25 protein-coding genes and 2 pseudogenes are annotated in these 25,351 nt (G+C 71.0%); 17 read left to right on the plus strand and 10 right to left on the minus strand.

The features are described from left to right. The first annotated feature begins 141 nt into the window (after positions 1–141). The 3 genes from M3Q35_RS01765 to M3Q35_RS01775 are packed head-to-tail and all read left to right on the plus strand — an operon-like array spanning position 142 to position 1,349. The gene (locus M3Q35_RS01765) at positions 142–342 is read left to right on the plus strand and encodes a hypothetical protein (protein ID WP_273939798.1); all 201 of its coding nucleotides are present in this window, start codon (positions 142–144) and stop codon (positions 340–342) included. A 3-nt stretch (positions 343–345) separates the two neighbouring features. After that, positions 346–633, plus strand: coding sequence for a hypothetical protein (locus M3Q35_RS01770; protein WP_273939799.1), 288 nt, complete (start codon positions 346–348; stop codon positions 631–633). Beyond that, on the plus strand, positions 633–1,349 hold the full coding sequence (locus M3Q35_RS01775; RefSeq protein ID WP_273939800.1) for a DUF6338 family protein: 717 nt from the start codon (positions 633–635) through the stop codon (positions 1,347–1,349). The genes M3Q35_RS01770 and M3Q35_RS01775 overlap by 1 nt, the downstream gene beginning before the upstream one ends. Here M3Q35_RS01775 and M3Q35_RS01780 read toward each other — a convergent pair. From M3Q35_RS01780 to M3Q35_RS01800, 5 genes are read right to left on the minus strand one after another with little or no spacing between them, the layout of a single operon-like run. Next, positions 1,269–2,024 carry a class I SAM-dependent methyltransferase gene (locus M3Q35_RS01780; protein ID WP_273939801.1) on the minus strand — a complete coding sequence of 252 codons (756 nt, stop codon included), beginning with the start codon at positions 2,022–2,024 and terminating at the stop codon, positions 1,269–1,271. The two genes, M3Q35_RS01775 and M3Q35_RS01780, sit on opposite strands and share 81 nt — an antisense overlap. A 41-nt stretch (positions 2,025–2,065) precedes the next feature. Continuing rightward, entirely contained in the window at positions 2,066–3,481 is a 1,416-nt protein-coding gene (locus M3Q35_RS01785; protein WP_273939802.1) for a gamma-aminobutyraldehyde dehydrogenase, read from the minus strand. Further along, positions 3,466–5,082: a thiamine pyrophosphate-binding protein gene (locus M3Q35_RS01790; protein WP_273944224.1), complete on the minus strand. Its 1,617-nt coding sequence runs from the start codon at positions 5,080–5,082 to the stop codon at positions 3,466–3,468. Before M3Q35_RS01790 ends, M3Q35_RS01785 begins: the two co-directional genes overlap by 16 nt. An 11-nt stretch (positions 5,083–5,093) precedes the next feature. Continuing rightward, positions 5,094–6,038, minus strand: a complete 945-nt coding sequence (gene speB, locus M3Q35_RS01795) for an agmatinase (RefSeq protein ID WP_273939803.1) — start codon at positions 6,036–6,038, stop codon at positions 5,094–5,096. Further along, a complete protein-coding gene (locus tag M3Q35_RS01800; RefSeq protein ID WP_273939804.1) occupies positions 6,035–7,426 on the minus strand; it encodes a sodium:solute symporter family protein in 1,392 nt (463 codons plus the stop codon). The genes speB and M3Q35_RS01800 overlap by 4 nt, the downstream gene beginning before the upstream one ends. Positions 7,427–7,505: 79 nt before the next feature. On the opposite strand from M3Q35_RS01800, the gene M3Q35_RS01805 reads away from it, so the two are divergent. The 3 genes from M3Q35_RS01805 to M3Q35_RS01815 all read left to right on the plus strand — a co-directional run bounded on the left by M3Q35_RS01805 (position 7,506) and on the right by M3Q35_RS01815 (position 11,797). Further along, entirely contained in the window at positions 7,506–8,852 is a 1,347-nt protein-coding gene (locus tag M3Q35_RS01805; protein ID WP_273939805.1) for a PucR family transcriptional regulator, read from the plus strand. A 103-nt stretch (positions 8,853–8,955) separates the two neighbouring features. Next, positions 8,956–9,687 carry a G1 family glutamic endopeptidase gene (locus M3Q35_RS01810; protein WP_273939806.1) on the plus strand — a complete coding sequence of 244 codons (732 nt, stop codon included), beginning with the start codon at positions 8,956–8,958 and terminating at the stop codon, positions 9,685–9,687. A gap of 103 nt (positions 9,688–9,790) precedes the next feature. Continuing rightward, complete coding sequence (locus tag M3Q35_RS01815) at positions 9,791–11,797, plus strand: primosomal protein N' (RefSeq protein ID WP_273939807.1); 2,007 nt, start codon at positions 9,791–9,793, stop codon at positions 11,795–11,797. Here the strand turns inward: M3Q35_RS01815 and M3Q35_RS01820 are convergent. The 4 genes from M3Q35_RS01820 to M3Q35_RS01835 are packed head-to-tail and all read right to left on the minus strand — an operon-like array spanning position 11,794 to position 13,679. Further along, positions 11,794–12,189, minus strand: coding sequence for a type II toxin-antitoxin system VapC family toxin (locus M3Q35_RS01820; protein WP_273939808.1), 396 nt, complete (start codon positions 12,187–12,189; stop codon positions 11,794–11,796). The two genes, M3Q35_RS01815 and M3Q35_RS01820, sit on opposite strands and share 4 nt — an antisense overlap. Continuing rightward, positions 12,186–12,473, minus strand: a complete 288-nt coding sequence (locus tag M3Q35_RS01825) for a FitA-like ribbon-helix-helix domain-containing protein (RefSeq protein WP_273939809.1) — start codon at positions 12,471–12,473, stop codon at positions 12,186–12,188. Before M3Q35_RS01825 ends, M3Q35_RS01820 begins: the two co-directional genes overlap by 4 nt. A gap of 37 nt (positions 12,474–12,510) precedes the next feature. Continuing rightward, on the minus strand, positions 12,511–13,122 hold the full coding sequence (locus tag M3Q35_RS01830; protein WP_273939810.1) for a hypothetical protein: 612 nt from the start codon (positions 13,120–13,122) through the stop codon (positions 12,511–12,513). A gap of 2 nt (positions 13,123–13,124) precedes the next feature. Then, positions 13,125–13,679 carry an RNA polymerase sigma factor gene (locus M3Q35_RS01835; protein ID WP_273939811.1) on the minus strand — a complete coding sequence of 185 codons (555 nt, stop codon included), beginning with the start codon at positions 13,677–13,679 and terminating at the stop codon, positions 13,125–13,127. 134 nt (positions 13,680–13,813) lie between these two features. Here M3Q35_RS01835 and M3Q35_RS01840 point away from each other — a divergent pair, with 134 nt between their 5' ends. From M3Q35_RS01840 to M3Q35_RS01855, 4 genes are read left to right on the plus strand one after another with little or no spacing between them, the layout of a single operon-like run. Continuing rightward, positions 13,814–13,966: a hypothetical protein gene (locus M3Q35_RS01840; RefSeq protein WP_273939812.1), complete on the plus strand. Its 153-nt coding sequence runs from the start codon at positions 13,814–13,816 to the stop codon at positions 13,964–13,966. A gap of 45 nt (positions 13,967–14,011) precedes the next feature. After that, positions 14,012–14,560, plus strand: a complete 549-nt coding sequence (def, locus tag M3Q35_RS01845; RefSeq protein WP_273939813.1) for a peptide deformylase — start codon at positions 14,012–14,014, stop codon at positions 14,558–14,560. Next, positions 14,560–15,489, plus strand: a complete 930-nt coding sequence (gene fmt / locus M3Q35_RS01850; protein ID WP_273939814.1) for a methionyl-tRNA formyltransferase — start codon at positions 14,560–14,562, stop codon at positions 15,487–15,489. Before def ends, fmt begins: the two co-directional genes overlap by 1 nt. Then, on the plus strand, positions 15,486–16,913 hold the full coding sequence (locus M3Q35_RS01855; protein ID WP_273939815.1) for an RsmB/NOP family class I SAM-dependent RNA methyltransferase: 1,428 nt from the start codon (positions 15,486–15,488) through the stop codon (positions 16,911–16,913). Before fmt ends, M3Q35_RS01855 begins: the two co-directional genes overlap by 4 nt. Here the strand turns inward: M3Q35_RS01855 and M3Q35_RS01860 are convergent. After that, a pseudogene (locus M3Q35_RS01860) lies at positions 16,912–18,639 on the minus strand (coagulation factor 5/8 type domain-containing protein); the annotation flags it as partial. The gene M3Q35_RS01855 and the pseudogene M3Q35_RS01860 overlap by 2 nt on opposite strands. Before the next feature lie 301 nt (positions 18,640–18,940). On the opposite strand from M3Q35_RS01860, the gene M3Q35_RS01865 reads away from it, so the two are divergent. From M3Q35_RS01865 to M3Q35_RS01895, 7 genes and pseudogenes are all read left to right on the plus strand, one after another. Further along, positions 18,941–20,767 carry a glycoside hydrolase family 3 protein gene (locus M3Q35_RS01865; RefSeq protein WP_379793830.1) on the plus strand — a complete coding sequence of 609 codons (1,827 nt, stop codon included), beginning with the start codon at positions 18,941–18,943 and terminating at the stop codon, positions 20,765–20,767. A 73-nt stretch (positions 20,768–20,840) separates the two neighbouring features. Beyond that, the gene (rpe, locus tag M3Q35_RS01870) at positions 20,841–21,500 is read left to right on the plus strand and encodes a ribulose-phosphate 3-epimerase (protein WP_273939816.1); all 660 of its coding nucleotides are present in this window, start codon (positions 20,841–20,843) and stop codon (positions 21,498–21,500) included. Further along, a pseudogene (ribD, locus tag M3Q35_RS01875) lies at positions 21,497–22,506 on the plus strand (bifunctional diaminohydroxyphosphoribosylaminopyrimidine deaminase/5-amino-6-(5-phosphoribosylamino)uracil reductase RibD). The gene rpe and the pseudogene ribD overlap by 4 nt, the downstream one beginning before the upstream one ends. 10 nt (positions 22,507–22,516) lie before the next feature. After that, a complete protein-coding gene (locus M3Q35_RS01880; protein WP_273939817.1) occupies positions 22,517–23,128 on the plus strand; it encodes a riboflavin synthase in 612 nt (203 codons plus the stop codon). Continuing rightward, on the plus strand, positions 23,125–24,387 hold the full coding sequence (locus tag M3Q35_RS01885) for a bifunctional 3,4-dihydroxy-2-butanone-4-phosphate synthase/GTP cyclohydrolase II (protein WP_379793801.1): 1,263 nt from the start codon (positions 23,125–23,127) through the stop codon (positions 24,385–24,387). The genes M3Q35_RS01880 and M3Q35_RS01885 overlap by 4 nt, the downstream gene beginning before the upstream one ends. Beyond that, a complete protein-coding gene (gene ribH, locus M3Q35_RS01890) occupies positions 24,384–24,884 on the plus strand; it encodes a 6,7-dimethyl-8-ribityllumazine synthase (RefSeq protein WP_273939818.1) in 501 nt (166 codons plus the stop codon). The genes M3Q35_RS01885 and ribH overlap by 4 nt, the downstream gene beginning before the upstream one ends. Further along, positions 24,881–25,348, plus strand: a complete 468-nt coding sequence (locus M3Q35_RS01895) for a PH domain-containing protein (protein ID WP_273939819.1) — start codon at positions 24,881–24,883, stop codon at positions 25,346–25,348. The genes ribH and M3Q35_RS01895 overlap by 4 nt, the downstream gene beginning before the upstream one ends. Positions 25,349–25,351 lie beyond the last annotated feature (3 nt).

Here is a 25,351-nt window from a genome sequence, read left to right on the forward strand (position 1 = left end):
GTTCGCCTCCGAGCTGTCCCGCTCCGCGACGCCGTCTTCTCCGAGGGCCAGCGCCTCGGCCTGCACGGTGCCCATCACGTCCACGGCCCCTCCGGCTACGAGGACGTCGATTCGATCCTCGGCCCCGGCGAGCCCGTCGAGGTGCGGTTCCCACAGCTCGACACCCCGCGCCAGGTCGTCTTCGACGCGGCGAGTCACCCGTATGCTTGGCTCCCCGGCCAGGACCTGTCGCCGCTACAGGCGATAGCCTCCCAGGTGCTGGCGAGGTCCGGGTTCGAGCCGGACGTGCCGGTCGTGCACGAGCGGGTCATCTCGTATCGCGTGTACCGCAAGGGGGAATGACCGATGCCGGACGACCCGGCCCCGAACGACGCGCCGACACCGCCGCAGGGCGTGCCGGTGCCGCCCTACAGCCCGCCGTCGCCATGGCAACAGCAGCCGGAGAGCTCTCCGACGCCTTACTACCCGACGTCGCAGCCCGCCAGCCCGCAACAGCCGTCGCCCCAGCAGCGGCCGGAGGGCAGCCCGGGCGGCTGGAGCGGTCCGCCCAGCTACCTCGACACGCCGGCGCCGCCCGCACCTGTGGTGAACCGGGCCGACCTCGACAAGCCTCCCGCGGATTTCGACGGCTGATGGTTCCCAGCACCTGGCTCACAGTCGTCCTGTTCCTGCTGCTGGTCTCGCCCGGCCTGCTGTTCGACCTGCTGGCGGTGCGCCGCCGCACCGGGGCGGTGGAGTCGGCGTTCCACGAGACCAGCCGGATCGTGCTGGCCAGCCTCGGGTTCACGGCGCTGGCCGTGGCCGTGCTGGCGGTGGTCGCGGCGCTGTTCCCGGGACTGCTGCCCGATCCGAAAGGTCTGCTGGATCCGGACGGCCGCTACGCCGCCGACCACTGGCCGGCGGTGATCGGCGCGCTGGCGGCGGAGTCGGTGCTGGCCCACGCGGCGGCGCTGCTGACGCACGGGATCCTGGTCCGCCGCGGTGGGGCGACGATCCGGCCGATGAGTGCCTGGACGGCGTTGTTCCGGCGGGATCGGCCCAAGGGCCACCGGCCGTACGTTCGGCTGCGGCTGACCGGCGGCATCGTGTACACGGGAACGGTCGTGAGCTTCACGTCCGACCTGCCGCTGGCCGACCGGGAGCTGGTGCTTGGGCCGCCGCTGTACAGCAAGACGGGGGACCGGCAGCTGTCCCCGCTGCCGCCGGACTACACGCGGGTGGTGATCCGCGGCGCGATGATCGAGACGATGGCGGTGGAGTACCGGCCGTCATACGACGGCGAGCCGGATGCGATAGGTCCACCACCAGGTGCGGGGGTGGGGGATACGGCGCTCGGCGACCTCGCGTAGCCGGGTGAGGCCGATCTCGTCCTCGGTGAGGCCGCGGTCGAGGAGGGCGACGACGCCGCCCTGGCTGCGCAGGATGTCGACGAAGCGGGCGGCGTCGCCGGTGTCGGTGGCGTGCAGGGCGAGCTCGGAGACGTGGCGGAACAGGCCGGACTCGCGCAGGCGGGCCACATGGTCGGCCTTGGTGGCATAGGCGGGACGAACGCCGTGCCGCACCTCGAGCACCCGGTAGTGAGCCTCGACGGAACGGTAGGTGTCGTCGCACTCGGGGTCGACGGTGGGCGGCCAGTCGCAGTCGAACGCGGCGAACACGCCACCGGGGCGCAGGATGCGGGCGATCTCGGGGAAGGTGCGCTCGGGATCGAACCAGTGCAGGGCCTGGCCGGCGGTGACGATGTCGGCGCAGGCGTCGGGCAGACCGGTGGCCTCGGCGGTTCCCTCGACGACCCGGACACCCCGAGCGGCGGCGACGGCGCGCATGCCGGGGTCCGGCTCGACGCCGAGGGCGTCCGGCCACAGCACGGTGGACAGTCCGGTTCCGGCGCCGAGGTCGACGACATCGGGCTCGGCCTTCCCGGACCACTGGGTGAGCAGCGGGACGAGCTCGGCCGGCGGCTGCGGCCGAACGCGGTCGTACTCCTCGGCGAAGCCGCCGAAGCGGGCGGTGGCGTCCGTCATGCCGGGCAGGCTAACAGTACGGACGTACGGTTTGCTAGCGGTCAGACGGCACTCATCACGTGTTTCACCCGGGTGTAGTCGTCGAGGCTGTAGCCGGAGAGGTCCTTGCCGTGCCCGGACAGCTTGAACCCGCCGTGCGGCATCTCGGACACCAGCGGCCCGTGCGTGTTGACCCAGACGCAGCCGAAGTCGAGTGCGGCGCTGACTCGCAGCACCCGGCGGTGGTTGTCCGACCACACCGACGAAGCCAGCCCGTAGGGCACGCCGTTGGCCAGCTCGACGGCCTCCTCCTCGGACGAGAAGGCCTGCACGGTGATGACCGGCGCGAACACCTCCTCCTGCACGATCTCGTCGTCCTGGCCGACCCCGGAGACGACGGTCGGGGCGAAGAAGAAACCCCGGTCGCCGAACCGGTGTCCGCCGCAGTGCACGACGGCCCCGGCGGGCAGGCGCGAGATCAGCCCGGTGACCCGGTCCAGCTGGGCCTGGCTGTTCAGCGGCCCGAAGTCGGCGGCCTCGCGCGAACCGCGGCCCGTCCGCTGCGCGGAGGCGACCTTGGTCAGCGCCTCGACCAGCTCGTCGTGCACGTTGGCGTGCACCAGGACGCGGCTGGCGGCGGTGCAGTCCTGCCCGGCGTTGTAGAACGCCGCGCCGACGATCTTCTCGGCGGTGTCGGCCACGTCGACATCGTCGAACACGATGACGGGAGCGTTCCCGCCCAGTTCGAGATGAGTCCGCTTCAGCGTCGCCGCCGCGCTTGCCGCGACCTGCATGCCGGCCCTGGTCGAGCCGGTGATGGACACCAGCGCCGGCGTCGGGTGCTCGACCAGCAGCCGGCCGGTCTCGCGGTCGCCGCAGAGCACGTTGACCACGCCGGACGGCAGGTGTTCGCCGGCCAGCTCGGCCAGCAGCACGGCGCTGGACGGCGTGGTCTCGGCCGGCTTGAGCACGGTGGTGTTGCCGGCGGCGACCGCCGGGGCGATCTTCCAGACGGCCATCAGCAGCGGGTAGTTCCACGGCGCGATCTGCACGCACACGCCGACCGGCTCGCGGCGGATCGTCGAGGTCAGCCCGGTGGCGTACTCGCCGGCTGCCTTGCCGTCGAGGTTGCGGGCGGCGCCGGCGAAGAAGCGCAGCGCGTCCACACAGGCCGGGATCTCCTCGTCCAGCATCACGTGCCACTGCTTGCCGGTCTCCGCGCATTCGGCGTCGGCCAGCAGCTTGGCGTTGTCCTCGACGGCGTCGGCCAGTCCCAGCAGCGCGTTGGCCCGCTCGCCGGGCGTGCCGCGCCGCCAGGAGCGGAACGCCGTCGCGGCGGCACGCAGCGCGTTGTCCACATCGGACGGTCCGGAGATGGGAGCGCTTCCACGGATCTCGCCCGTCGCCGGGTCGACCAGGTCGGCCGTGTGTCCGTCCACACCGGACAGTCGCTCACCGTTGATCACGTTGTGCGCCATTGCACCTCCTGGTGGGTCGGCGCGAACATCTTGAGCACCGCGGGCAGCACGACGACGCTCGGGCCGTCGACCGCCAGCGAGTTGATCATGTCGGACGTTAGCCGGGCCGGACTGCTCAGGGTCGCCGGCACGCCGAACGACCTGGCCAACGCCACGAAGTCCGGGCGGGTCAGCTCGGTCCCGTACGGGGTGTCCATGTACTCGCGGAGAATCCCATAGCCTCCATCATCCACGATCAACCACGTGACGCGCAGCTTGTGCTGGGCCGCCGTCGCCAGTTCGGCCAGTCCGTACATGGCCCCGCCGTCGCCGGAAACGGCCAACACCGGCCGGTTTCCGCGCTGTGCGGCGGCCGCGCCGACGGCCGCCGGGAACGCCCAGCCGAGACCGCCGGAACCCTGCGCGGTGTGCATGCCGCCGCGCCGGGGGTCCCAGGCTGACCAGGCCCAATAGCCGAGAATAGTCATGTCCCAGAAACTGGGAGCGTCGTCCGGCAGCGCTTCCCTTATGGCGGCCAGAGTGTCGCGCTCTAACGTCAGCGACTGCCCGTCCAGCCGTGCCCGCACCCGGGCCAGCAGGCCGGCCGTGTCCGGCGCCGGCCGGTCGGCGACAGTGATGTGTTTGACAACTTCGGACAGAAATTCCCCGGCGTCGGCGTGGATCCCCAATGCTGGGTAGTTCGCCGCCAGCCGGGCTGAGTCGGCCTCGACCTGGATGACCCGTCCCGTTGGGCGGAACGTGCCGTAGTTCGTGGACAGTTCGCCGAGTCCGGAGCCGACCACCAGCAGCACGTCGGCCGAGGCCAGGAACTCCGTGGTGTGCCGGTCCTCCAGCCAGGCCCGCAGCGACAGCGGATGCTCCCACGGGAACGCGCCGCGGCCGCCGAACGTGCTGGCCACGGGCGCGCCGAGACGTTCGGCCAGTGCCAGCAACGCTTCCTGGGCGCCGGCCCGCACCACGCCGCCGCCGGCGAGGATCATCGGGCGCTCGGCCGCGTCGAGCAGTTTTGCCGCCTCCGCGACCAGTTCTGCTTGCGGCCGCAAGGTTCTCGGCTCGGCGTCGACCGAAACCACCGGTGGCTGGATGGTCGGCCCGGCCAGCACGTCCTGCGGAATTTCCACCCATACGGGGCCGGTCGGCGCGGTCGCGGCGGTTCGCCACGCCTCGGCCAGCGCCGCCGGGATCTGCGCCGAAGTGCGTACCACGTGCACGGATTTCACCACATCGCGGAAACTTGCCGCCTGGTCGGGAAGTTCGTGCAGGTAGCCGCGCCGCCGCCCGCCAAGGCCGTCCGACGGGATCTGGCTGCTGATGCCCAACACCGGTGAAGAAGATGAGACTGCCTCATGTAGTCCGGCCAACGTGAGCAATGCGCCGGGACCCGTTGACACGACGAGCGGTGTCACCCGTCCGGTGGTCCGCGCGTGCCCGTCGGCCGCGAACGCGGCCGACGGCTCGGTGCGGTTGCCGACATAGCGCAGGTCGGAGCGGCGCAGCGCGTCGAACAGGGCGAGCGCGTGCTGCCCGGGCTCGCCGAACACGGTGTCCGCACCGAGCGCCCGCAACGTCTCGACGACAAGATCGGCCCCGATCCGAGGCAAATCTGGCCGAGTCACGCCGACACCCCCATCGCCAGCAGCGACACCAGGTCGTAGGCCACGTGCGAGGCGGCGATCGACGTGATGTCCGCGTGGTCGTAGGCCGGGGCGACCTCGACCACGTCGGCCGACACCAGGTTCGTGCCGGCCAGACCACGCAGGATCTCCAGCAGTTCACGGCTGGTCATGCCGCCGGCCTCCGGGGTGCCGGTGCCCGGCGCGTGGGCCGGATCCAGCACGTCGATGTCGACCGACACGTACAGCGGCCGGTCGCCGATGCGTTCCCGCAGCCCGCCGACCACCTCGTCGACACCGCGCCGCATGACATCGGCCGAGGTCACGATGCCGAAGCCGAGCTCCTTGTCACCGGTCAGGTCGGCACGGCTGTAGAGCGGCCCCCGGATGCCGACGTGGCACAGCGCCGAGGTGTCCAGCACGCCTTCCTCGACGGCCCGCCGGAACGGCGTGCCATGTGTGTAGGACGCACCGAAGTAGGAGTCCCATGTGTCCAGGTGGGCGTCGAAGTGCAGTAACGCCACCGGTCCGTGCCGCCGTGCCATGGCCCGGAGCAGCGGCAGCGCGATCGTGTGGTCGCCGCCGACGGTGACCAGCCGTGCGCCACTGTCCAGCAACTCGCCGGCTTCGCGTTCGATCGTGCCGATGGCCTGCGGGATGTCCATCGGGTTGGCCGCGATGTCGCCGGCGTCCACCACCTGCGCCCGCTCGAACGGCGACACGTCGAGGCCGGGGTGGTACGGCCGCAGCAGCCGACTCGCCTCGCGCACCGCCGCTGGGCCGAACCGTGCGCCCGGGCGATAGGAGACGCCGGAGTCGAACGGGACGCCGACCACGGCCACGTCGGCCCGGCTCACCTGGTCGATGCGCGGCAGCCGGGCGAACGTGGCCAGGCCGGCGAAGCGCGGGACGACGGACGAGTCGATCGGGCCGATCGGGGTCATGCGGGCACTCCAGCGAGTCGTTGTTCCCAGGTGGTCAGCACGGACGCCGCAGTGCGCGGGGTGGCCAGGCTGACCGCCACGTACACGACGAGGCTGGCGAGCAGGCCGTAGTAGATGGGCTCGTCGGCCAGCAAGCCGAAAGTCAGCATGCACGCGATGACGGTGGCCGCGCCGGCGATCATGGACGCCATGGCGCCGACCCGTGTTCCGCGCTTCCAGAGCAGCCCACCGATGATCGCCACCAAAAGGCCGCCGACCAGCAGGTTGTAGGCCACGGTGAGGGCCGCTACCACGTCGTCCACGATGATCGCAATCAAGATCACCACGACCCCCAGCGCGAGGGTGGCGATGCGGTTCGCACCCACCCCGCCGCGCCTCAGGATGTCGTTCTGGGCGACGGTCGAGCAGGCGATCAGCGCGCCCGAGGCGGTCGACATCATCGCCGCCAGCGCGGCGGCCAGCACCAGACCGCGCAGACCGGCCGGCAGCAGGCCGGTGACGATGGTGGCGAAGGCGGCGTCCGGCTTGGGCAGGTTCGGGTACAGCACCTTGGCGGCGCTGCCGATCAGCGCGCCGGCGATGGCATAGACGACGCAATACAGGCCCGAGGTGAGGCCGCCGGCCGTGGCCACGCGAGGGGTCCGTGCGGTGAACACGCGCTGCCAGATGTCCTGGCCGATGAGCAGCCCGAACACGTAGATCAGCAGGTAGGTGACGATGCGGCCGGTGCCGATCGAGCCGACGTCGAAGAAGCTGGCCGGCAGCCGCGCGTGCAGGCCGCCGAAGCCGCCCACCGCGATCAGCGCCGTCGGCAGCAGGATCAGCAGGATGCCGACCGTCTTCACGACGAACTGCACGATGTCGGTCATGGTGATCGACCACATGCCGCCCAGCGCCGAGTACAGCACCACGATCACGCCGCCGATGACCACGCCGCCCACCTTGGGCAGGCCGAACAGCACCTCGAACACCGTGGCGTAGGCGATGGTGGACGTCACCGACAGCATCAGCGTGTAGCCCCACATCACCACGCCGGAGACGATGCTGGTGGAGCCGCCGTAGCGCAGATCGAGCATCTCGGGGACGGTGTAGACGCGGAGGCGGACGATGCGCCGGGCGAAGAACGCCGACAGCGCCAGGATGCCGAGGCCGATGGTGAACACCAGCCAGGCGCCGGAGATGCCGAACTGGTAGCCGAGCGCGATTCCACCAATTGTAGAAGCGCCGCCCAGAACGACGGCGCTCATCGTGCCGGAGTACATCGCCCAGCCGAGCCGGCGGCCGGCGACCAGGTAGTCGCTGCGGGTGGTCGCGCGGCGTGCGCCCCACCAGCCGACGCCGACCATGCCCAGCACGTACGCCGCGATCACCACGTAATCGAGAGCCATCGGCTTCCTCCTGTCGTTCAGGTCACCCTAGGAAGCGACGGGGTGCGTCCGCTGTGGCCGAAGTGCACAATCTCGTGCCATGTCACCGGGCAGAACGTCCACAGTCCCTCTCGGCGCGCTGGTGCGTCGGCCGGAGCTGCGGCTGGCCGTGCTCACCGGGTCGGACCAGTTGGACCGCCCGATCCGGTGGGCCCACGTCAGCGAGCTGCGGGACCCGGTGCCGTACCTGCTCGGCGGGGAGCTGCTGCTGACCGCCGGCGTGAACTTCCCCGATGACGTCGACGGGTACGTGCGCGGGCTGGTCGTGGCCGGCGTGCAGGCACTGGGCTTCGGCGTCACGCCCGTGTACGACGAGGTGCCGCCCGTTTTGGTTGAGGCGTGCGCGCGGCACGGATTGCCGTTGCTTGCGTTGCCGCCGTCGACGCCGTTCCTCGCCGTGAGTCAGGCCGTGGGCGTGGCGCTGGCCGAGGCCGAGCACGCGGAGCTGCGGTGGCTGTCCGAGGCGCAGTCGGCGTTGACCCGTGCGGCGCTGCGACCCGATCCCGTACAGGCGGTGGTGGCGGAGTTGGCCACGCTGGCCGACTGGTGGTGCGTGTTGTTGGACGACGCCGTTGTTGCTGCGCAGGCCGGGATCGATGACGTCGATCCGGTGGTCGTGGAGTTGGCGTCGCGGCTTCGTGGAGGCAGTGGTCCGCGTAGCGCCGCCACGGAGGTCGGGCCGTGGCATGTCGTCGGCTATCCGGTCGATGCCGCCCGGGTGTTGGTGGTCGGTGCCCTGGTGCCGTTCTCCGTGGCCGATCGCGCGGTGATCGCGGTTGCCTTGGCGCTGTTGGCATTGGCCGAGCGGGCCGACGGTCGTTTGGTCACGAAAATGTTGCTCGGCGACGACGACGGCCGGGAGTACCGGGTCGTGCGGGGGCGGCGGAAATCCAGTCAGGCCAAGGACATCGACCTCGGCACCGCGTTCGTCGACGTCGAAAACGGCGAATTGCGTGCCGTCGTCACGACTTCGCCGGATGTCGTTGCGGCACAAGCGGCCGGTTGGCTGCTGGCGGTGAGCTCGCCGGTCGGTGTCGGAGAACTGCCGGCCGCTGACCGGGAAGCCGGCCGCATGCTGGACCGGGCCGTGGCCGTCGGCCGGCCCGTGACCGCCGCCGACGGCGTGTCGGCTTTGGTCGATCCCGGGGCCGCCGCCCGATTCGCCGCCTCGGTGCTGGCCCCGTTGGCCGACCGTCCCGAGCTCGTGCACACCCTGCGAATCTGGTTGGCGTGCAACGGGAACTGGGACCGGACGGCCGCCGAGCTCGGCGTGCACCGCAACAGCGTGCGGCACCGGATCGGCGTGGTGGCCCGGGAACTGGACATCGACCTGTCCGATGTGCAGCGGCGGATGGAACTTTGGTTCGCTTTGCGCTGGTCTGACTGATTCAAGGGTTCGTGCCAAGGGGTTTCCCGCTTCTGCCGGCCGGGCGTGCCTCCTTAGCGTTGCCGTGCAGCGTTTTCCCACCCCTGCACGAGGAGAACCCGTCGTGAACACGCGCCTGCGTATCGCCATCGCCGTGCTCGCCCCGCTGGCGTTGGTCGGCTTGGCCACTCCGACCGCCACCGCCGCCCCCGCGCCGCACGTCCACAAGCCTTTGAACCACGGTCTGTCGCACAGCACCAGCGGCAACTGGGCCGGCTACGCCGTGACCGGCGCCAAGTTCACCAGCGTGTCGGCCAGCTGGGTGCAGCCGTCCGTGAAGGCCACCTCCCAGGACGCGTACTCCAGCTTCTGGGTCGGCATCGACGGCGACGGCAGCAACTCCGTCGAGCAGCTCGGGACCGAGGTCGACTACATCAACGGGCAGGCAGAGTACTACGCCTGGTACGAGATGTACCCGGCCTACCCGGTCAACTTCAGCGACACCGTGCGCCCCGGCGACCACTTCACCGCATCCGTGACCGAGACCACCGGCGGCAAGTTCACGCTGAAGATCGCCGACACCACGCGGGGCTGGAGCCACACGATCAACAAGACCTACTCGGCGGCCAAGCTGGCCAGCGCCGAGATCATCGCCGAGGCCCCGTCGGACAGCAACGGCACGCTGCCGCTGGCCGACTTCGGCAGCGTCGCCTTCAGCAACGCCACCGCCAACGGCCAGGCCATCGGCGGCCAGAACCCCGACCCGATCACCCAGGCCAGCGGCGGAGTCACCAAGGACGCCGTGTCCGGCCTGTCCGGCGGCACCAACTTCACCTGCACCTGGAAGCACGTGTAAGCGTCGCGTGTGGACCTTCGCTTGGAAGGGGCCCTTCCTCACGTTGAACGTCAGGAAAGGCCCCTTCACAGCATTGGCGGGGTGTCTCTGGTAGACCTCAGGCGTGGCATCCAGCGGGCAGGTCCGGCGTGGTGAGCGGCAGCCCGCCGCCACCGCGGCTGTCGCGCGGGTGAGTGTGGACGTGCCGCTGCCGTACCACCTCGACTTCCCCTTCGACTACCGGATCCCGGCGGAGTGCGATGCCGACGCGCAGCCGGGGGTGCGGGTGCGGGTGCGGTTCCGCGGCAAGCTGACCGATGGTTTCCTGCTGGAGCGGGTGGCGCACACCGAGGTCGCGGACAAGATCAAGTACATCGAACGGGTGGTGTCGCCGGAAGTCGTGCTGACGCCGGAGATCCACGGCCTGGCCCGCGCGGTGGCCGACCGGTACGTCGGGTCGCTGGCCAACGTGCTGAGGCTGGCGGTCCCGCCCCGCCACGCCAGGGCAGAGGCGCGCCCGGCTGACGATCCGGTGGCGCCGCCGGCGCGTCCGGCGGCGGAGGGCTGGCAGCGGTACACCCGTGGCCCGGCCTACCTGGATGCCCTGGCCAACGGCCGTTCGGCCAACGCGGTGTGGCAGGCGCTGCCGGGGGAGGACTGGCCGGCGCGGCTGGCCGAAGTTGCCGCGACGGTGGCGTCCACGGGCAAGGGCGTGGTCATCGTGGTGCCGGACTACCGTGACGTGAAACGCGTTTTCATGGCGTGTGACGCCATCATCGACGGTGTCGTGGCGTTGTCGGCCGACCTCGGGCCGGAAGCGCGCTACAAGCGGTGGCTGTCGGTGCTGCGCGGCACGGTACGAGTGGTCGTCGGCACGAAGGCCGCCACGTTCGCGCCCATCGCCGATCCCGGGCTGTTCATCGTGTGGGACGACGGCGACAGCGGCCATGCCGAGCAGCTGGCGCCGTATCCGCATGTACGGGACGTGCTGGTGCAGCGAGCGCACATGGCCGGGGCGTCGCTGCTCGTGGCGGCCTTTGCCCGTACGGCCGAGGCGCAGCTGCTCGTGGACACGGGATGGGCGCCGGAGATCGTGGCGTCACGGGAGCAGCTCCGCGCCGCCGCGCCGCGCGTCACGGCCATCGGCGAGACCGACACGCAGCTGGCGCGCGACGAGGCAGCCCGTACGGCTCGGCTGCCGGCGATCGCCTTCGAGGCGGCGCGCGAGGCCCTCAAAGCCGGACGGCCCGTGCTCGTGCAGGTGCCACGCCGCGGCTACGTGCCGGCGCTGTCGTGCGCCAACTGCCGCGTACGGGCGCAGTGCCGCAAGTGCGCCGGGCCGCTGTCCCTGCCCGGCGGCAACGACGACGGCGCGCCACGCCCGGCCGAATGCCGGTGGTGCGGGGCCGTGGAGGTCATGTTCCGCTGCGCCGCCTGCGGCTCCCGCCGGCTGCGGGCCGTGGTCGTCGGCTCCAAGCGCACCGCCGAGGAGCTCGGCCGCGCGTTCCCCGGCACCGTCGTACGCACCTCCGGCGCTGGCGAGGTGCTGGCCGAGGTGCCCGACGCGCCCGCACTCGTCGTCGCCACGCCCGGCGCCGAGCCCCACGCCGTCGGCGGCTATGGCGCCGCGCTGCTCCTCGACGGCTGGGCCATCCTCGGCCGCGCCGACCTCCGTGCCACCGAGGAAGCCCTCCGCCTGTGGATGACCGCCGCCGGCATGGTCGTCCCCGGCACGCGCGGCGGCCGCGTCATCGTCACGGCCGAGTCGTCGTTGCCCACCGTGCAGGCCCTCGTCCGCTGGGACCCCGTCTGGCACGCCAACCTGGAGCTGTCCGGCCGCACCGAGCTCGGCTTCCCGCCTGCTGTGCGGATGGCCACCATCGACGGCGTCCCCGACGCCGTCAACGCCGTGCTCGACGAGCTCCGCCTACCCGCCACCGGCGAGATCCTCGGCCCCGTGCCGCTCGGCACCGATTCCCATGGGGAGGACAAGGAACGCGCCCTCGTCCGCACCTCCCGCGCCGAGGGCCGCGCCCTCGCCGAAGCCGTCGCCGCCGCCATCCGCGTGCGCACCGCCCGCAAGGACCCCGACCCCGTCCGCGTCCGCATGGACCCGCTGGAACTGCTCTAACCGACCAGCTCGACCCGGCAGAAGGACATCGCGGTACGGGCAAGCCGGCCATCCGCGGTCACGAGGGTCACGCCGCGCGCCTCGGCGAGTGCGACGTACGCGGCGTCGTAGCCGCTGACGTTGCCGCGAAGCTCCCACATCCTCGGCAGCAGCTCGTCGAGCGAAACGGTCTTCACCCCGACACGCGGCAGCAGGCCCACCACGCGAGATGCCTGTGACTCAGTGATCTTTCCGCCGAGCGTCAGCCCTCGAACGACGGAGAAGACCTCGGCCTTCCAGTGCTCCGGCGCGATCCATTCGATGTCCCTGGCCAGTACGGCGCGAGCCTTTCGACCGCGCTCGTCGGTGTATACCAGCATGTTCGACATCGCCGAGGCGTCGACCACAATCACGCGGCACCGCCGTCCCCGTGCGTCCGGCGGCCGCTGTGCCCGGCCTCGCGGCGAGCCGCGTCCAGCACATCAGCCGCGTCGGGTGCGTCGTCCCCGGCCCCGCCACCCTCGGCCAGATCCCGCTCGATTTCAACGAGCAGCTGTCGGTTACGGCTGAACGCAGCCTGTTGCTTGAGGACGGCCAGTAAATACGCCTGGAGCGACTGGCCGCGCTCCCGCGCTTCCAGGGTGAGCGCGGCCTTCACGTCGTCGGGCACGTCGCGGATGGTCAGAACGGAGGTCATGACTGCATTATGCAGTCATTTTAATGGCAGAGTCAATTTAGTTCACCGTCCCCTGCCCGACGATCCGGCCCTGGGCGTCGCGGGCGATGAGGGTGAACGGCCCGGAGGCCTCGGCGAGGAACATGCCGGTGTCGAAGGCTGCGGGGGCGTTGTCGACGGTGACGGAGGCGACGTTGCTCGCGGTGACGCCGTAGGCGAGGCCGAGGTCGTGGAAGGCGGTGTAGCTGGTCGGGCCGATGCTCTGCCAGGTGGTCGAGGACCACGTGCCGTGCCCGCCGGTGATGACGCACAGGCCGAGGGTGTTGCTGCGGGTCTCGAGGGCGAGCTGGACGCCGCCGCCGTCGGGGCGCGGCAGGTAAGGGCCGGTGACCCAGGAGCCGGAGCCGTGGTCGGGGCAGTAGGTGCTCAGGCGCAAGCCGGCGGCCAAAGCGGGAGCCGACGACGGGGACACGGAGGGCGAGGCGACGGGGGCGGGGGTGCGAGCAGGGGATAGGAGCAACGCAGTGGTGACGCACGCGGTGGCGATGAGGGCGGCGGCGACAAGGTAGGCGCCACGGTGGCTGGGGCGTGGGCTGAACGCGGGCAGCACACGGGCCCGCAACCGCAGCCGGACCTCGGGCGGCATCTCCCGGTACGGGGGCAGTTCCACGGCTACATCTCCTCCTGAAGCAACGAACGCAGCCGCGCACGGGCCCGGGACAGCCGCGACCGCACGGTGACCTCGGCGACGCCGAGCACGACGGCGGCGTCGGCGGTGGAGACGTCGCCGAGCAGGCACAGCCGCACGGCCTCCTGCTCGGCCCGGGGCAACCGGTCGACGGCGAGGAGCACTCGGCTCATCCCCTGGTCGGAGTCGACCTGGTCGGCGACGTCATCGGCATGGTCGACCTGGTCACGGCCGAGCGGCAGCCGGGCGATCAGTGAACGGAACCGGTGCGCCCGCCGGAACTCGGTACGGGCGAGGAAGCCGGCGACGGCGTAGAGCCACGGCCGGGCGCTGTCCCGCACCAGGGTGAGCTCGCGACGCCGCCGCCACGCGGTCATGAAGGTCATGGACGTCAGGTCCTCGGCCAGCGACCACGAGCCGGTCAGCCGGTAGGCGTGGTTCCACACGGCCTCGGCGTGCCGCTCGAACAGCTCGGTGAAGGCCTCGTCGGCCCACAGCTCGCCGTCACTGGGCCCCAGCACCTGTTCCCCCTGCCTCATGCCATGAGGTGTCCGGCAACCGCGAGGTTGTTGCGGTCATCCCGAGGGATGACCGACGGAATGCGACCGCACGCCGACGCCCGATGACGACCGCGGGAGCGAACCTTGAGTCACGATCCACCGGAGGAGACACCATGACCACGCTGACCGCCACCCCGACCACCATCACCGTCCACTGGCCGGCGCAGCTGCTCAAGGCCCTCCTGACCGCGGCCAGGTTCACCGGGCACTTCATCCTGGCCCTGGCGACCGTGCTGTTCGTGGGGGCCGACTACGCAGAGCACTGATCTCCTAAACTGGGGCGGCCAGACCGCCACAGCCCAGGGAGACCAGTGACCGTCCAGCCCATCCGCCTGTTCGGGGACCCGGTGCTGCGCACCCGCGCCGCCGAGGTGACCGACTTCGACAAGGAACTCCGCGGCCTGGTCGCCGACCTCTGGGAGACCATGGAGGACAAGGGCGGCGCCGGCCTGGCCGCGCCGCAGCTGGGCGTGGGCCTGCGGGTGTTCACCTACCACTGCGACGGCTTCGAGGGCCACCTGGTCAACCCCACCTTCGACGTGGTCGGCGAGGAGATGCAGGAGGGCCCGGAGGGCTGCCTGTCCATCCCGGGCATGGCCTGGGACTGCAAGCGCCACCTGCACATCGTGGCCAAGGGCTGGAACATGCACGGCGAGCCGGTCGAGATCGAGGGTAGCGAGCTGCTGGCCCGCTGCATCCAGCACGAGAGCGACCACCTCGACGGCGTGCTGTTCCTGGACCGCCTGGACCAGGCGACCCGCAAGGAGGCCATGAAGGCCATCCGCGAGGCGGAGTGGTTCACCGGCGCGGCCCCCGTGATCAAGCAGAGCCCGCACAGCCTGTTCGGCGGTGGCCACTGATGCGGCTGGTGTTCGCCGGCACGCCGGAGGTCGCGCTGCCCTCGCTGCGGGCGCTGATCGCCTCCGAACGCCACGAGGTGGCGGCCGTCGTGACCAGGCCGGATGCCCCGGCCGGCCGCGGTCGGCACCTGGTCCGCAGCCCGGTGGGGGCGCTGGCCGACGAGCACGGCATCGAGGTGCTGACGCCGGAGAAGGCCGGCGCGCCGGAGTTCCTGGACCGGCTACGTGAGATCAACCCGGACTGCTGCCCGGTCGTCGCGTACGGGGCCCTGCTGCCGCAGCGCACGTTGGACATTCCGCGGCACGGCTGGGTGAACCTGCACTTCTCGCTGCTGCCGGCCTGGCGTGGCGCGGCCCCGGTGCAGGCGTCGGTGCGGGCCGGTGACGAGATCACCGGCGCGAGCACGTTCCGCATCGTCAAGGAGCTGGACGCGGGCCCGATGTTCGGCACGCTGACGGTCGAGGTCGGCGCGCACGAGACCGCCGGCGAACTGCTGGACCGACTGGCCGTCGCCGGCGCGGACCTGCTGGTCGCGACCCTGGACGGGATCGAGGACGGCACGCTGGAGGCCCGGGAGCAGCCGGCCGCCGACGGCGTCAGCTACGCGAGCAAGATCACCGTGGACGATGCGCACCTGGACTTCTCCCACCCGGCGCAGGCGGTGGACCGGCTGGCCCGCGCGGTGACGCCGGAGCCGGGGGCCTGGGCGGTGTTCCGCGACGAGCGGCTCAAGCTGGGGCCGGTGCGGCTGTCCGATGTGGACGACCTGGCCGCCGGCGAGATCCGGGTGGAGCGCAAGCGCGTGCTCGTCGGCACGTCTACTGTCGCCGTGCAGCTGGGCGACGTGCAGGCGCCGGGCAAGAAGCGAATGGCCGCGACCGACTGGGCGCGCGGCTCGAGGATCGAAGCAGGGGAGCGGTTGGCGTGACGGAGCGAAGCGGCGGACCGAGCAGGCGTCCGTCCCGGCCGGAGCGCCAGCACCCGCCGGCCCGCCGCCAGGGACCGCGCCGCCCGCCGGAGGACGACCCGGCGCGGCAGGCCGCCTGGGACACGCTGAAGGCGATCCGCGAGCGCGACGCGTACGCCAACCTGGTGCTGCCGAAGCTGCTGCGGGACCGCCGCATCAACGGCCGCGACGCCGCGCTGGCCACCGAGCTGGCCTACGGTGCGGCGCGGGCCAAGGGGCTGCTGGACGAGATCATCGCCGCCTGCTCGGACCGTCCACTGTCCGAAATAGACGGACCTTTCCTCGACGCGATGCGGCTGGGTGCGTACCAGTTGCTGCGTACCAGGATTCCGGCTCACGCCGCGGTGGCGTCCACTGTGGACCTTGTACGGGGTGCGCACGGATCCGGGCCGGCCGGCTTCGTCAACGCCGTGCTGCGGCGGGTCGGCGAGCAGGACGAGCAGGCGTGGGTCAAGCAGCTCGCCCCCGAGGACCCGGTTGGCTACCTGGCCTTCGCCAACGCCCACCCCAAGTGGATCGCGCAAGCGTTTGCCGATGCCTTGGGGGACAAGGGCGACGAACTCGCGGCCGCGTTGACGGCCGACGACGCCCGGCCGCTGGTCCACCTGGCCGCGCGGCCGGGCGAGGTCAGCAACGAGGAGCTCGCCGCCATCACCGGCGGCGACGTCGCCCCGTACTCGCCCTACGGCGTGCACCTGGAGCCGGGCTCCGGCGACCCCGGCGACCTGGAGCCCGTACGTGAGCGGCTGGCCGCCGTGCAGGACGAGGGCAGCCAGCTCTGCGCCCTCGCGCTGACCACGGCCCCGCTCGACGGCCGGGACGAGCGCTGGCTGGACCTGTGTGCCGGTCCCGGTGGCAAGGCGGTGCTGCTGGCCGCCCTGGCCCGGTTGCAGGGGGCCACGCTGGACGCCGTCGAGAAGGCCCCGCACCGCGCTGAGCTGGTGCGCAAGGCCACCACCGGTCTGGAAATCACCGTGCACGTCGCCGACGGCCGCGACTCCGGGCTGCCCGAGGGCAGCTTCGACCGCGTGCTCGTCGATGCCCCGTGCACGGGCCTCGGGGCGCTGCGCCGCCGGCCCGAAGCCCGCTGGCGTCGCAAGCCCGATGACGTCTCCGACCTGACCAAGCTCCAGCGTGAACTGCTCACCGCCGCGCTGAAGCTGGTCCGCCCCGGCGGTGTCGTGGTGTACGTGACGTGCTCGCCGCACCTGCGGGAGACGATCGGCGTCACCAGCGACATCGTGCGCAAGGGCCTGGCCGAGGCCGTGGACACCCGGGAGTTGTTCCCGGGTGTCCCGCAGCTCGGCGACGGCCCGCACGTGCAGCTCTGGCCGCACCGGCACGGCACCGACGCGATGTTCTGCCAGGTGCTGCGCCGAATTTAGGGAAGCTCACCAGGTCCTGGACGGTGTGTCCGGGACCGGCGGCGGCGCCGGTGTTGTTCACGATGTGCGTGATCGTGCCGGCGTTGCTGCCGAGCATCACGGTCACCATGTCGTGGAACTTGACGCCGCTGCTCGGGGTCTCGATGGCGTGCGCGTTGGAGATGCTGGCGTCGTTGACGAACAGGCAGTAGACGCCGAGTCCCCACGCCTCATGGCTGGTCACCGAGCTGCCGACCTTGTACGACGCCCAGCCCTTGGTCGAGCCGTTCATGTACGCGCCCTGGTTCGGCGGGTCGTAGGGCATCTCGGACTGGTAGAAGATGGTCTTGCCGCCGTTGCCGTTCCAGATCACCTGGTACTGCTGGTAGTGCTCGGCGAACAGCCCGTACGCGGTGACGTTGTTGCCGTTCACCACCAGGCCGTTGGCCGCGGTGTTGCTGTTCCAGCCGACGCCGTTGCCGTGGTCGGCCCGCCACAGCCAGGTGTCGTCGGTGATCACGTTGTTGCTGTTGACGACCAGCGACTGGGTCGCCTTGCCGACACCGGCGCCGCCGATGCGGAAGTGCACGTCGGACAGCACGGTCGGGTCGGCGGCGTGGTTGGCCGTCGAGCCGGTCGGACCGACCCGCATGAGCACCGGCGAGTTGGTCGGGCCGGCGTCGATCAGCAGCCCGGCGATCTTCACGCCGTTCACGTCGGCGGTCTGGATGGCGGTGATCCCGTTGTCCGGCACCAGGGTCGCGATGCCCAGCCCGAGCACCACGGTGTCGGCCCGGGTCACGTTCAGCGTCTGGTTGAGGTGGTAGATGCCCGGCGTGACAAGGAGATTCTTGCCGGCGGCCAGCTGCGCGTTGATCGTCGCCGCCGAGTCGCCCGGCTTGACGATGTAGAAGCCGCTGATCGGCAACGACGTGCCGGCCGGATTGCCGTTGGCCCACGACGTGCCGGAACTGTTGGTACGCAAGGCCGGCACGAACACGTTGTAGTTGCCGGCGCTGTCCACGTACAGGAACGGCTTCTCGGCGATCACCGGAGTCTGCGCGACCGCGGTGTACGGCGGCTTCGGGAACGAGTTGGCTGCCGGCGCGCCCTGCACACCGGAGAACACCATGTTCCAGTTCTGGCCGGTCCACGCGCCGATCTGGTCGTTGCGCGACAGCCACTGCTGCTGGCTGCCCGACCGGACCTGGCCCGTCACCCGGGAATCGGCCAGGAAGCCGCCCGACGACCAGCCGCCGTCGTCCAGCTTCAGGTTGCCGTTGACCTGCACCCGTCGCAGCGGGTCGGCCTGGGACACCGCCCAGGTGTCGGTGCCGCCCGGTGGATTGATGGTCAGGTTTTCCGCGTCACGCCAGAAGTTCAGTGTGGCGTTGCCGCCCTGCCAGTCGGCCTCGGCGTGCACCTGGCCGTTGATGGTGACCTGGCCCGGAAGTAGACCAAGGCCCGAGACCTGCTCGTAGAAGCCGACGTTCGCGTCGACGTTGTAGGTGCCGGGCTTGAACAGCAGGGCGGTGCGGGCGTTGCCGAACTGCGCCTTCTCCTGCGCGGAGAACACCGAGTTGAGCTTGCTCTGGATGGACGACGCCGACATGGAGGGGTCGAAGATCGTCACGTTGGGGCCGAAGTCCGGCGTCGCCTGGGGTGCGCCGGCTGCCGGCAGTGCGCCGGCGGCGGTGGAGATCGCGGTCAGGGTCAGGGCTGCCGCGGCGATCGCCGCGGTCCGCATACGGGCCACCTCGGGTCCTCCTGCATCGGTGGGAGAGGACGGTGTCAGGGCGGCTCCGACGGCTTCGAATGCTATTGGGGGACAGGAGGAAGCGTCAATACACGACTTAATGCAAGAGTGAAGGAATGAATCCGATAGGTCGGAAGGATGCAACGGTGCCGAGGCACCCTCGCACCCCTGGGCACAGCCGACAACCGGACGTATAGTGCGAGATATGGGAGCGCTTCCAGGAGCGCACGCCGCCTCTCATCGGGTCGTCCGCGCACTTCCCTGCCAGGAGGTTCCCTTGCCCCGCATCAGGATTCCGCGCCCAGTCCTCGCCGCCGCCGCAGCACTGCTGGCCATCGCCGCGGTGACCACGCCGGCCACCGCCCAGCCGCACGCCGGCCTGCCGTACCAGAATCCGGCCCTGCCGGTCGCCGACCGGGTCAGCGACCTGATGGCGCGGATGAGCCTTGACGAGAAACTCGGCCAGATGACCCAGGCCGAGCGCACCGCGCTGAATCCGCAGAGCGACCTCGCGACGTACCGGATCGGCTCGGTGCTGTCCGGCGGCGGCTCCGCGCCCAGCCCGAACACCGCGCAGTCCTGGGCCGACATGTACGACAGCTTCCAGCGGACAGCGCTTTCCACCCCGCTCGGCATCCCGATGATCTACGGCGCGGACGCGGTGCACGGCCACAACAACGTGGTCGGCGCGACGATCTTCCCGCACAACATCGGCCTCGGCGCGACCCGTGATCCCGCGCTGGTGCAACAGATCGGCCGGGCCACCGCCGAGGAGGTCGCCGGCACCGGCGTCAACTGGGACTTCGCGCCCTGCCTGTGCGTGGCCCGCAACGACCGCTGGGGCCGCACCTACGAGTCCTTCGGCGAAGTGCCCAGCATCGCGACCTCGATGACCACAATCGTCACGGGCCTCCAGGGCACCACGCTCGGCGCGGCACCGGCGTCCGTGCTGGCCACGGCAAAGCACTACCTCGGCGATGGCGGCACCACCGGCGGCGTCAACGAAGGCAACACCCAGCTGTCCGAGGCCGACCTCAGGGCCATTCACCTGCCGCCGTTCAAGGCGGCCGTGGACAAGGGCGTCGGCTCGGTGATGATCTCGTACAGCAGCTGGAACGGGGTCAAGGACCACGGCAACCGGCACCTGATCACCGACATCCTCAAGGGCGAGCTGGGCTTCAGCGGCTTCGTGGTGTCGGACTGGGCCGGCATCGACCAGATCGACGGCCAGTCCGGCTTCTCCGCGGCCGACATCGACGCCAGCATCAACGCCGGCATCGACATGGTCATGGTGCCGACCAACTACAAGCAGTTCATCAGCATGCTGCGCACCGAGGTCAACAACGGCCACATCTCACGGGCCCGGATCGACGACGCCAACCGACGCATCCTGACCAAGAAGTTCCAGCTGGGCCTGTTCGAGCACCCGCTGGCCGACCGCACCTTCACCGGCACCGTCGGCTCCGCGGCACACCGGGCAACCGCCCGGCAGGCCGTCCGCGAATCCCAGGTGGTGTTGAAGAACGCCGGCAACATCCTGCCGCTGTCCAAGTCGGCCAAGGTGTTCGTGGCCGGCAAGTCGGCCGACGACATCGGTAACCAGAGCGGCGGCTGGACGATCAGCTGGCAGGGCGGCAGCGGCAACGTCACGCCCGGGACCACTGTGCTGCAAGGCATCCGCAACACGGTGGCCGGGGCCGGCTCGGTCACGTACAACCGTGACGGCAACGGGATCAACTCCAGCTACACCGCGGCCGTCGCGGTCATCGGCGAGACCCCGTACGCCGAGGGCGCGGGCGACCGGCCCGGCGGCATGGGACTGGACCAGACGGACCTGGCCACACTGAATCGGTTGCGTGCATCGGGCGTGCCGGTGGTGGTCGTGCTCGTGTCGGGCCGGCCGCTTGACATCAGCGCGCAGCTGCCCGACTGGCGGGCGCTGGTCGAGTCGTGGCTGCCGGGCACCGAGGGCCAGGGCGTGGCCGACGTGCTCTTCGGCACCGTCCACCCGACCGGGAAACTGCCGGTGAGCTGGCCGCAGAGCGCGTCCCAGGAGCCGGTCAACGACGGCGACGGCAAGACGCCGCTGTTCCCGCTGGGCTTCGGCCTGACCTGGTAGATGTGACCTACGGCCTATCGGGACGATCGGCGCGCGGCCGGATACATGCGGGTCCGGCAACTAGACTCGGTCTGTGCCACAGTCGCCGCTGATCGCCCCGAGCATCCTGTCCGCCGACTTCGCCCGGTTGGGCGAGGAGGCCAACGCCGTGACCGGCGCGGACTGGCTGCACGTGGACGTGATGGACGCCCACTTCGTGCCCAACCTGACCCTGGGCCTGCCGGTGGTGCAGGCGCTGCGCAAGGCGACGGACATCCCGCTCGACTGCCACCTGATGATCGACGACCCGGACCGCTGGGCCATCGGGTACGCCGAGGCCGGCGCCTACAACGTGACCATCCACGTCGAGGCGGCCGCCGATCCGGTCAAGATCGCCAAGGACCTGCGGGCGGCCGGGGCCAAGGCCGGCCTGTCGGTGAAGCCCGGCACCCCGCTCGAGCCCTATGTGGACGTCCTCAAGCACTACGACACCCTGCTGGTGATGTCGGTCGAGCCGGGCTTCGGCGGCCAGTCGTTCATGCCGGAGGTGCTGGACAAGGTCCGCACCGCCCGCCGACTGGTCGACACCGGCCACCTGACGCTGCTGGTGGAGATCGACGGCGGCATCAACGACGACACCATCGAGCAGGCGGCCGACGCCGGCGTGGACTGCTTCGTGGCCGGCTCGGCGGTCTACGGCGCGCAGGACCCGGCCGAGGCGGTCCGCAAGCTCCGGGCCAAGGCGGCCCGATGACCGACGCAATGCGGGCGGCGATCGAGGCCAGCGAGGCGACGCGGGGCGTCACCAGCCCCAACCCGCCGGTCGGGGCGGCGATCGTGTCGGCCGGCGGCGAGATCGTCGGCATCGGTGCCACGCAGCCGCCCGGCGGCCCGCACGCCGAGGTCATGGCGCTGCGCGCGGCGGGGGAGCGGGCCAGCGGCGGCACCGCCTACGTGACGCTGGAGCCGTGCTCGCATTACGGCCGCACGCCGCCGTGCACGCAGGCGCTGCTGGCGGCCGGCATCAAGCGCGTGTTCTACGCGGTCCCGGACCCCAACCCCGAGCGGCCGGCGGTGCTGACGTGCTGCGCGCCGCGGGCGTCGAGGTCGAGGGCGGCCTGCTCGGTGAGGACGTGGAGCGGGGGCCGCTGCGCGCGTGGCTGCACTACGCCCGTACGGGCCGTCCGCACGTCACGTGGAAGTACGCCGCCAGCCTCGACGGCCGCGTGGCCGCGGCGGACGGCACGAGCCGCTGGATCAGCTCCCCGATGTCCCGCGCCGAGGTGCACGACATCCGCCGCAAGGTGGACGCCATCGTCGCCGGCACCGGCACCGTGACCACCGACGACCCGCAGCTCACCGCCCGTGAGGACGACGGCACGCTGTCGGACCGGCAGCCGCTGCGCGTGGTCGTCGGCACGTCCGAAATAGACGCGGCCGCCCGCGTGTTGGACGACGCGGCGGAGACGCTGCACGTGCGGAGCCACGACCCCGACGAGGTGTTGGCCGCGCTGGCCGAACGGGGTGTGGTGGACGTGTTGCTCGAAGGCGGGCCGAGACTGGCCGGTGCCTTCCTCAAGGCGCACCGTGTGGACCGTGTGCTGGTCTACGTCGCCCCGATACTGCTGGGGGCCGGGCCCGCCGCTCTGCTGGACGCCGGCGTGAACACCATCACCCAGGCGCTGCCTTTCGCCATCGAAGACGTCACCATGAGCGGACCCGACGTGCGGATCTCCGCAGTGCCGGTCAAGACCGAGTAAGGGGATTCCCGTGTTCACCGGGATCGTCGAGGAACTGGGCGAGATCGTCGCCGTCGAGCAACTGCCCAACGCCGCGCGGTTGACAGTGCGAGGGCCGCTGGTGACCTCGGACGCCAAGCACGGCGACTCGATCGCCGTCAACGGCGTGTGCCTGACCGTGGTGGAGACCGGCGACGGCACCTTCACCGTCGACGTGGTGGACGAGACGCTGCAGCGGTCCAGCCTGGACAAGATCCACGAGGGCGACCGGGTCAACCTGGAGCGCGCGATGGCCGCCGGCCAGCGCCTCGGCGGCCACATCGTGCAGGGTCACGTTGACGGCGTCGGCCTGTTCCTGGAGCACCACGACGGCGGCCTGACCAAGTTCGGCATCCCCGCGTCGCTGTCCCGCTACCTGGTGCAGAAGGGCTCGGTCACCATCGACGGCATCTCGCTGACCGTCGTGGACGTCACCGACGACACCTTCTCGGTGGCGCTGATCCCGACCACGCTGGAACTGACCACCATGGGCCGCCGCCAGCCGGGCGACCGGGTCAACATCGAGGTCGACGTGCTGGCCAAGTACGTCGAGCGGCTGGCCACGCCGCACCTGGCCGCGCTGGGCAACAAGGAGGTCCGGTGAGCAACCCGATCAGCACCCACGCCGCCATCGAGCAGGCGATCGCGGACATCGCCGCCGGCAAGGCCGTCGTCGTGGTGGACGACGAGGACCGTGAGAACGAGGGCGATCTGATCTTCGCGGCCGAGAAGGCCACGCCGGAGCTGATCGCCTTCATGGTCCGCTACACCTCCGGCTACATCTGCGTGCCGCTGCCCGAGTCGGTGTGCGACCGACTGGACCTGCCGCCGATGTTCCACACCAACCAGGACGCGCGCGGCACCGCCTACACCGTCACGGTCGACGCCAAGCAGGGCGTGACCACGGGCATCTCGGCCGCCGACCGCGCCCACACCATCCGCCTGCTGGCCGACCCCCAGTCGGTCGCCAACGACTTCAACCGCCCCGGCCACGTCGTGCCGCTGCGGGCCCGTGAGGGCGGCGTGCTGCGCCGCGCCGGCCACACCGAGGCGGCGGTGGACCTGGCCAAGCTGGCCGGCCTGCACCCGGCCGGCGTGCTGTGCGAGATCGTCAGCCAGAAGGACGAGGGCGACATGGCCCGCCGCGACGAGCTGATGGTGTTCGCCGCGGAGCACGAGCTCCAGATGATCACCATCGCCGACCTGATCGCCTACCGGCGGCGCACCGAGCGGCACGTGATCCGGGTGGCCGACGCCCGCATCCCCACCGCGCACGGCGAGTTCCAGGCCGTCGGCTACGACTCCACGCTGGACGGCATCGAGCACATCGCGCTGGTCAAGGGCGAGCTCGGCGACGGCGAGGACGTGCTGGTCCGCGTGCACTCCGAGTGCCTGACCGGTGACGTGTTCGGCTCGCTGCGCTGCGACTGCGGCCCGCAGCTGGACGCGGCCATGGAGGCCGTGGCCGCCGAGGGCCGCGGCGTCGTGCTGTACATGCGCGGACACGAGGGCCGGGGCATCGGCCTGCTGCACAAGCTCCAGGCCTACCAGCTCCAGGACCGCGGCGCCGACACCGTGGACGCGAACCTGGCCCAGGGCCTGCCGGCCGACGCCCGCGACTACGGCACCGGCGCGCAGATCCTCGTCGACCTGGGCATCAAGTCGATGCGGCTGCTCACCAACAACCCGGACAAGCGCGTCGGCCTGGAGGGATACGGCCTCAAGGTGGTCGACCGGGTGCCGCTGCCGGTGTGGCCGAACCCGGAGAACCTGCGCTACCTGAGGACCAAGCGCGACCGCATGGGACACGACCTGCATCATCTAGAGCAGTACGAGTCCGACAGCGATGGGGTAGAGCAATGAGTGGCGACGGCCGGCCGACCATCCAGGTGCCGCAGTGGTGTGAGGACCTGCGACTCGCGGTGGTGGCCACCCGATGGCACGAGACGATCACCACCAACCTGCTGGAGCGGGCGCTGACCGCGGCGTCCAAGGCCGGCATCAAGGAGCCCACGGTGGTCCGGGTGGCCGGCGCGATCGAGCTGCCGGTGATGGCGCAGGCGCTGGCCAAGCACCACGACGCCGTGGTCGCGCTGGGTGTGGTGATCCGTGGCGGCACCCCGCACTTCGAGTACGTGTGCGACGCCGTGACGGCCGGGCTGACCCGGGTGTCGCTGGACGAGTCCACACCGATCGGCAACGGCGTGCTCACCTGCGACACCGAGCAGCAGGCGCTGGACCGCTGCGGCATGCCGTCCTCGGCCGAGGACAAGGGTTTCGAGGCGACGGTGGCCGCGCTGGACACGGCCGTGCAGCTGCGCAACATCAACCGGCCGTGGACGGATCGGGGCCTGGCATGAGCGCCGAGACCGTGACCTGCCGGCCGCGCCGCGTGCGGTTCGTCGCCATCCCGGCGGCGGCCGGCCTGGTCGCGCTGTTCGTGATCATCGCCATCCTGCTGCGCAACACGCCGACCGGCGCCTACTTCGAGGTGTCCGACCAGATCGCCATGGCCATGGTCGGCGTGCTGCTGGCCTGCGGCGTGCTGTTGCTGACCCGGCCGCGGGTGCGGGCCACGGCCGAGTGGATCGAGGTCCGCAACCTGCTCGGCGCCACCCGGTATCCGTGGTCCGAGGTGCGCGGCCTCAGCTTCCCCGACGGCTCCGCCTGGGCCCGCCTGGATCTGCCGGCCGACGAGTACGTCTCGATCATGGCCGTGCAGGCGGCCGACGGCGCTCGCGCCGTCACCGCCATGCGGGGTTTGCGGGCCCTGTACAAGGAGTCCTCGGTTTACACGGAGGCGACCAGCAAGCCGCGTTCCTGACCG

The sequence above is a fragment of the Kutzneria chonburiensis genome (assembly GCF_028622115.1).
Lineage (GTDB): Bacteria > Actinomycetota > Actinomycetes > Mycobacteriales > Pseudonocardiaceae > Kutzneria > Kutzneria chonburiensis.

Excerpts from the sequence above, each read along its gene's own strand:
- M3Q35_RS01800 (WP_273939804.1), bottom strand. The coding sequence starts at position 7,426 with ATGGCTCTCGATTACGTGGTGATCGCGGCGTACGTGCTGGGCATGGTC.
- M3Q35_RS01805 (WP_273939805.1), top strand. The coding sequence starts at position 7,506 with ATGTCACCGGGCAGAACGTCCACAGTCCCTCTCGGCGCGCTGGTGCGT.
- ribH (WP_273939818.1), top strand. The coding sequence starts at position 24,384 with ATGAGTGGCGACGGCCGGCCGACCATCCAGGTGCCGCAGTGGTGTGAG.
- M3Q35_RS01775 (WP_273939800.1), top strand. The coding sequence starts at position 633 with ATGGTTCCCAGCACCTGGCTCACAGTCGTCCTGTTCCTGCTGCTGGTC.
- M3Q35_RS01840 (WP_273939812.1), top strand. The coding sequence starts at position 13,814 with ATGACCACGCTGACCGCCACCCCGACCACCATCACCGTCCACTGGCCG.
- fmt (WP_273939814.1), top strand. The coding sequence starts at position 14,560 with ATGCGGCTGGTGTTCGCCGGCACGCCGGAGGTCGCGCTGCCCTCGCTG.
- M3Q35_RS01785 (WP_273939802.1), bottom strand. The coding sequence starts at position 3,481 with ATGGCGCACAACGTGATCAACGGTGAGCGACTGTCCGGTGTGGACGGA.
- speB (WP_273939803.1), bottom strand. The coding sequence starts at position 6,038 with ATGACCCCGATCGGCCCGATCGACTCGTCCGTCGTCCCGCGCTTCGCC.
- M3Q35_RS01895 (WP_273939819.1), top strand. The coding sequence starts at position 24,881 with ATGAGCGCCGAGACCGTGACCTGCCGGCCGCGCCGCGTGCGGTTCGTC.
- M3Q35_RS01780 (WP_273939801.1), bottom strand. The coding sequence starts at position 2,024 with ATGACGGACGCCACCGCCCGCTTCGGCGGCTTCGCCGAGGAGTACGAC.
- M3Q35_RS01770 (WP_273939799.1), top strand. The coding sequence starts at position 346 with ATGCCGGACGACCCGGCCCCGAACGACGCGCCGACACCGCCGCAGGGC.
- M3Q35_RS01825 (WP_273939809.1), bottom strand. The coding sequence starts at position 12,473 with ATGACCTCCGTTCTGACCATCCGCGACGTGCCCGACGACGTGAAGGCC.
- M3Q35_RS01835 (WP_273939811.1), bottom strand. The coding sequence starts at position 13,679 with ATGAGGCAGGGGGAACAGGTGCTGGGGCCCAGTGACGGCGAGCTGTGG.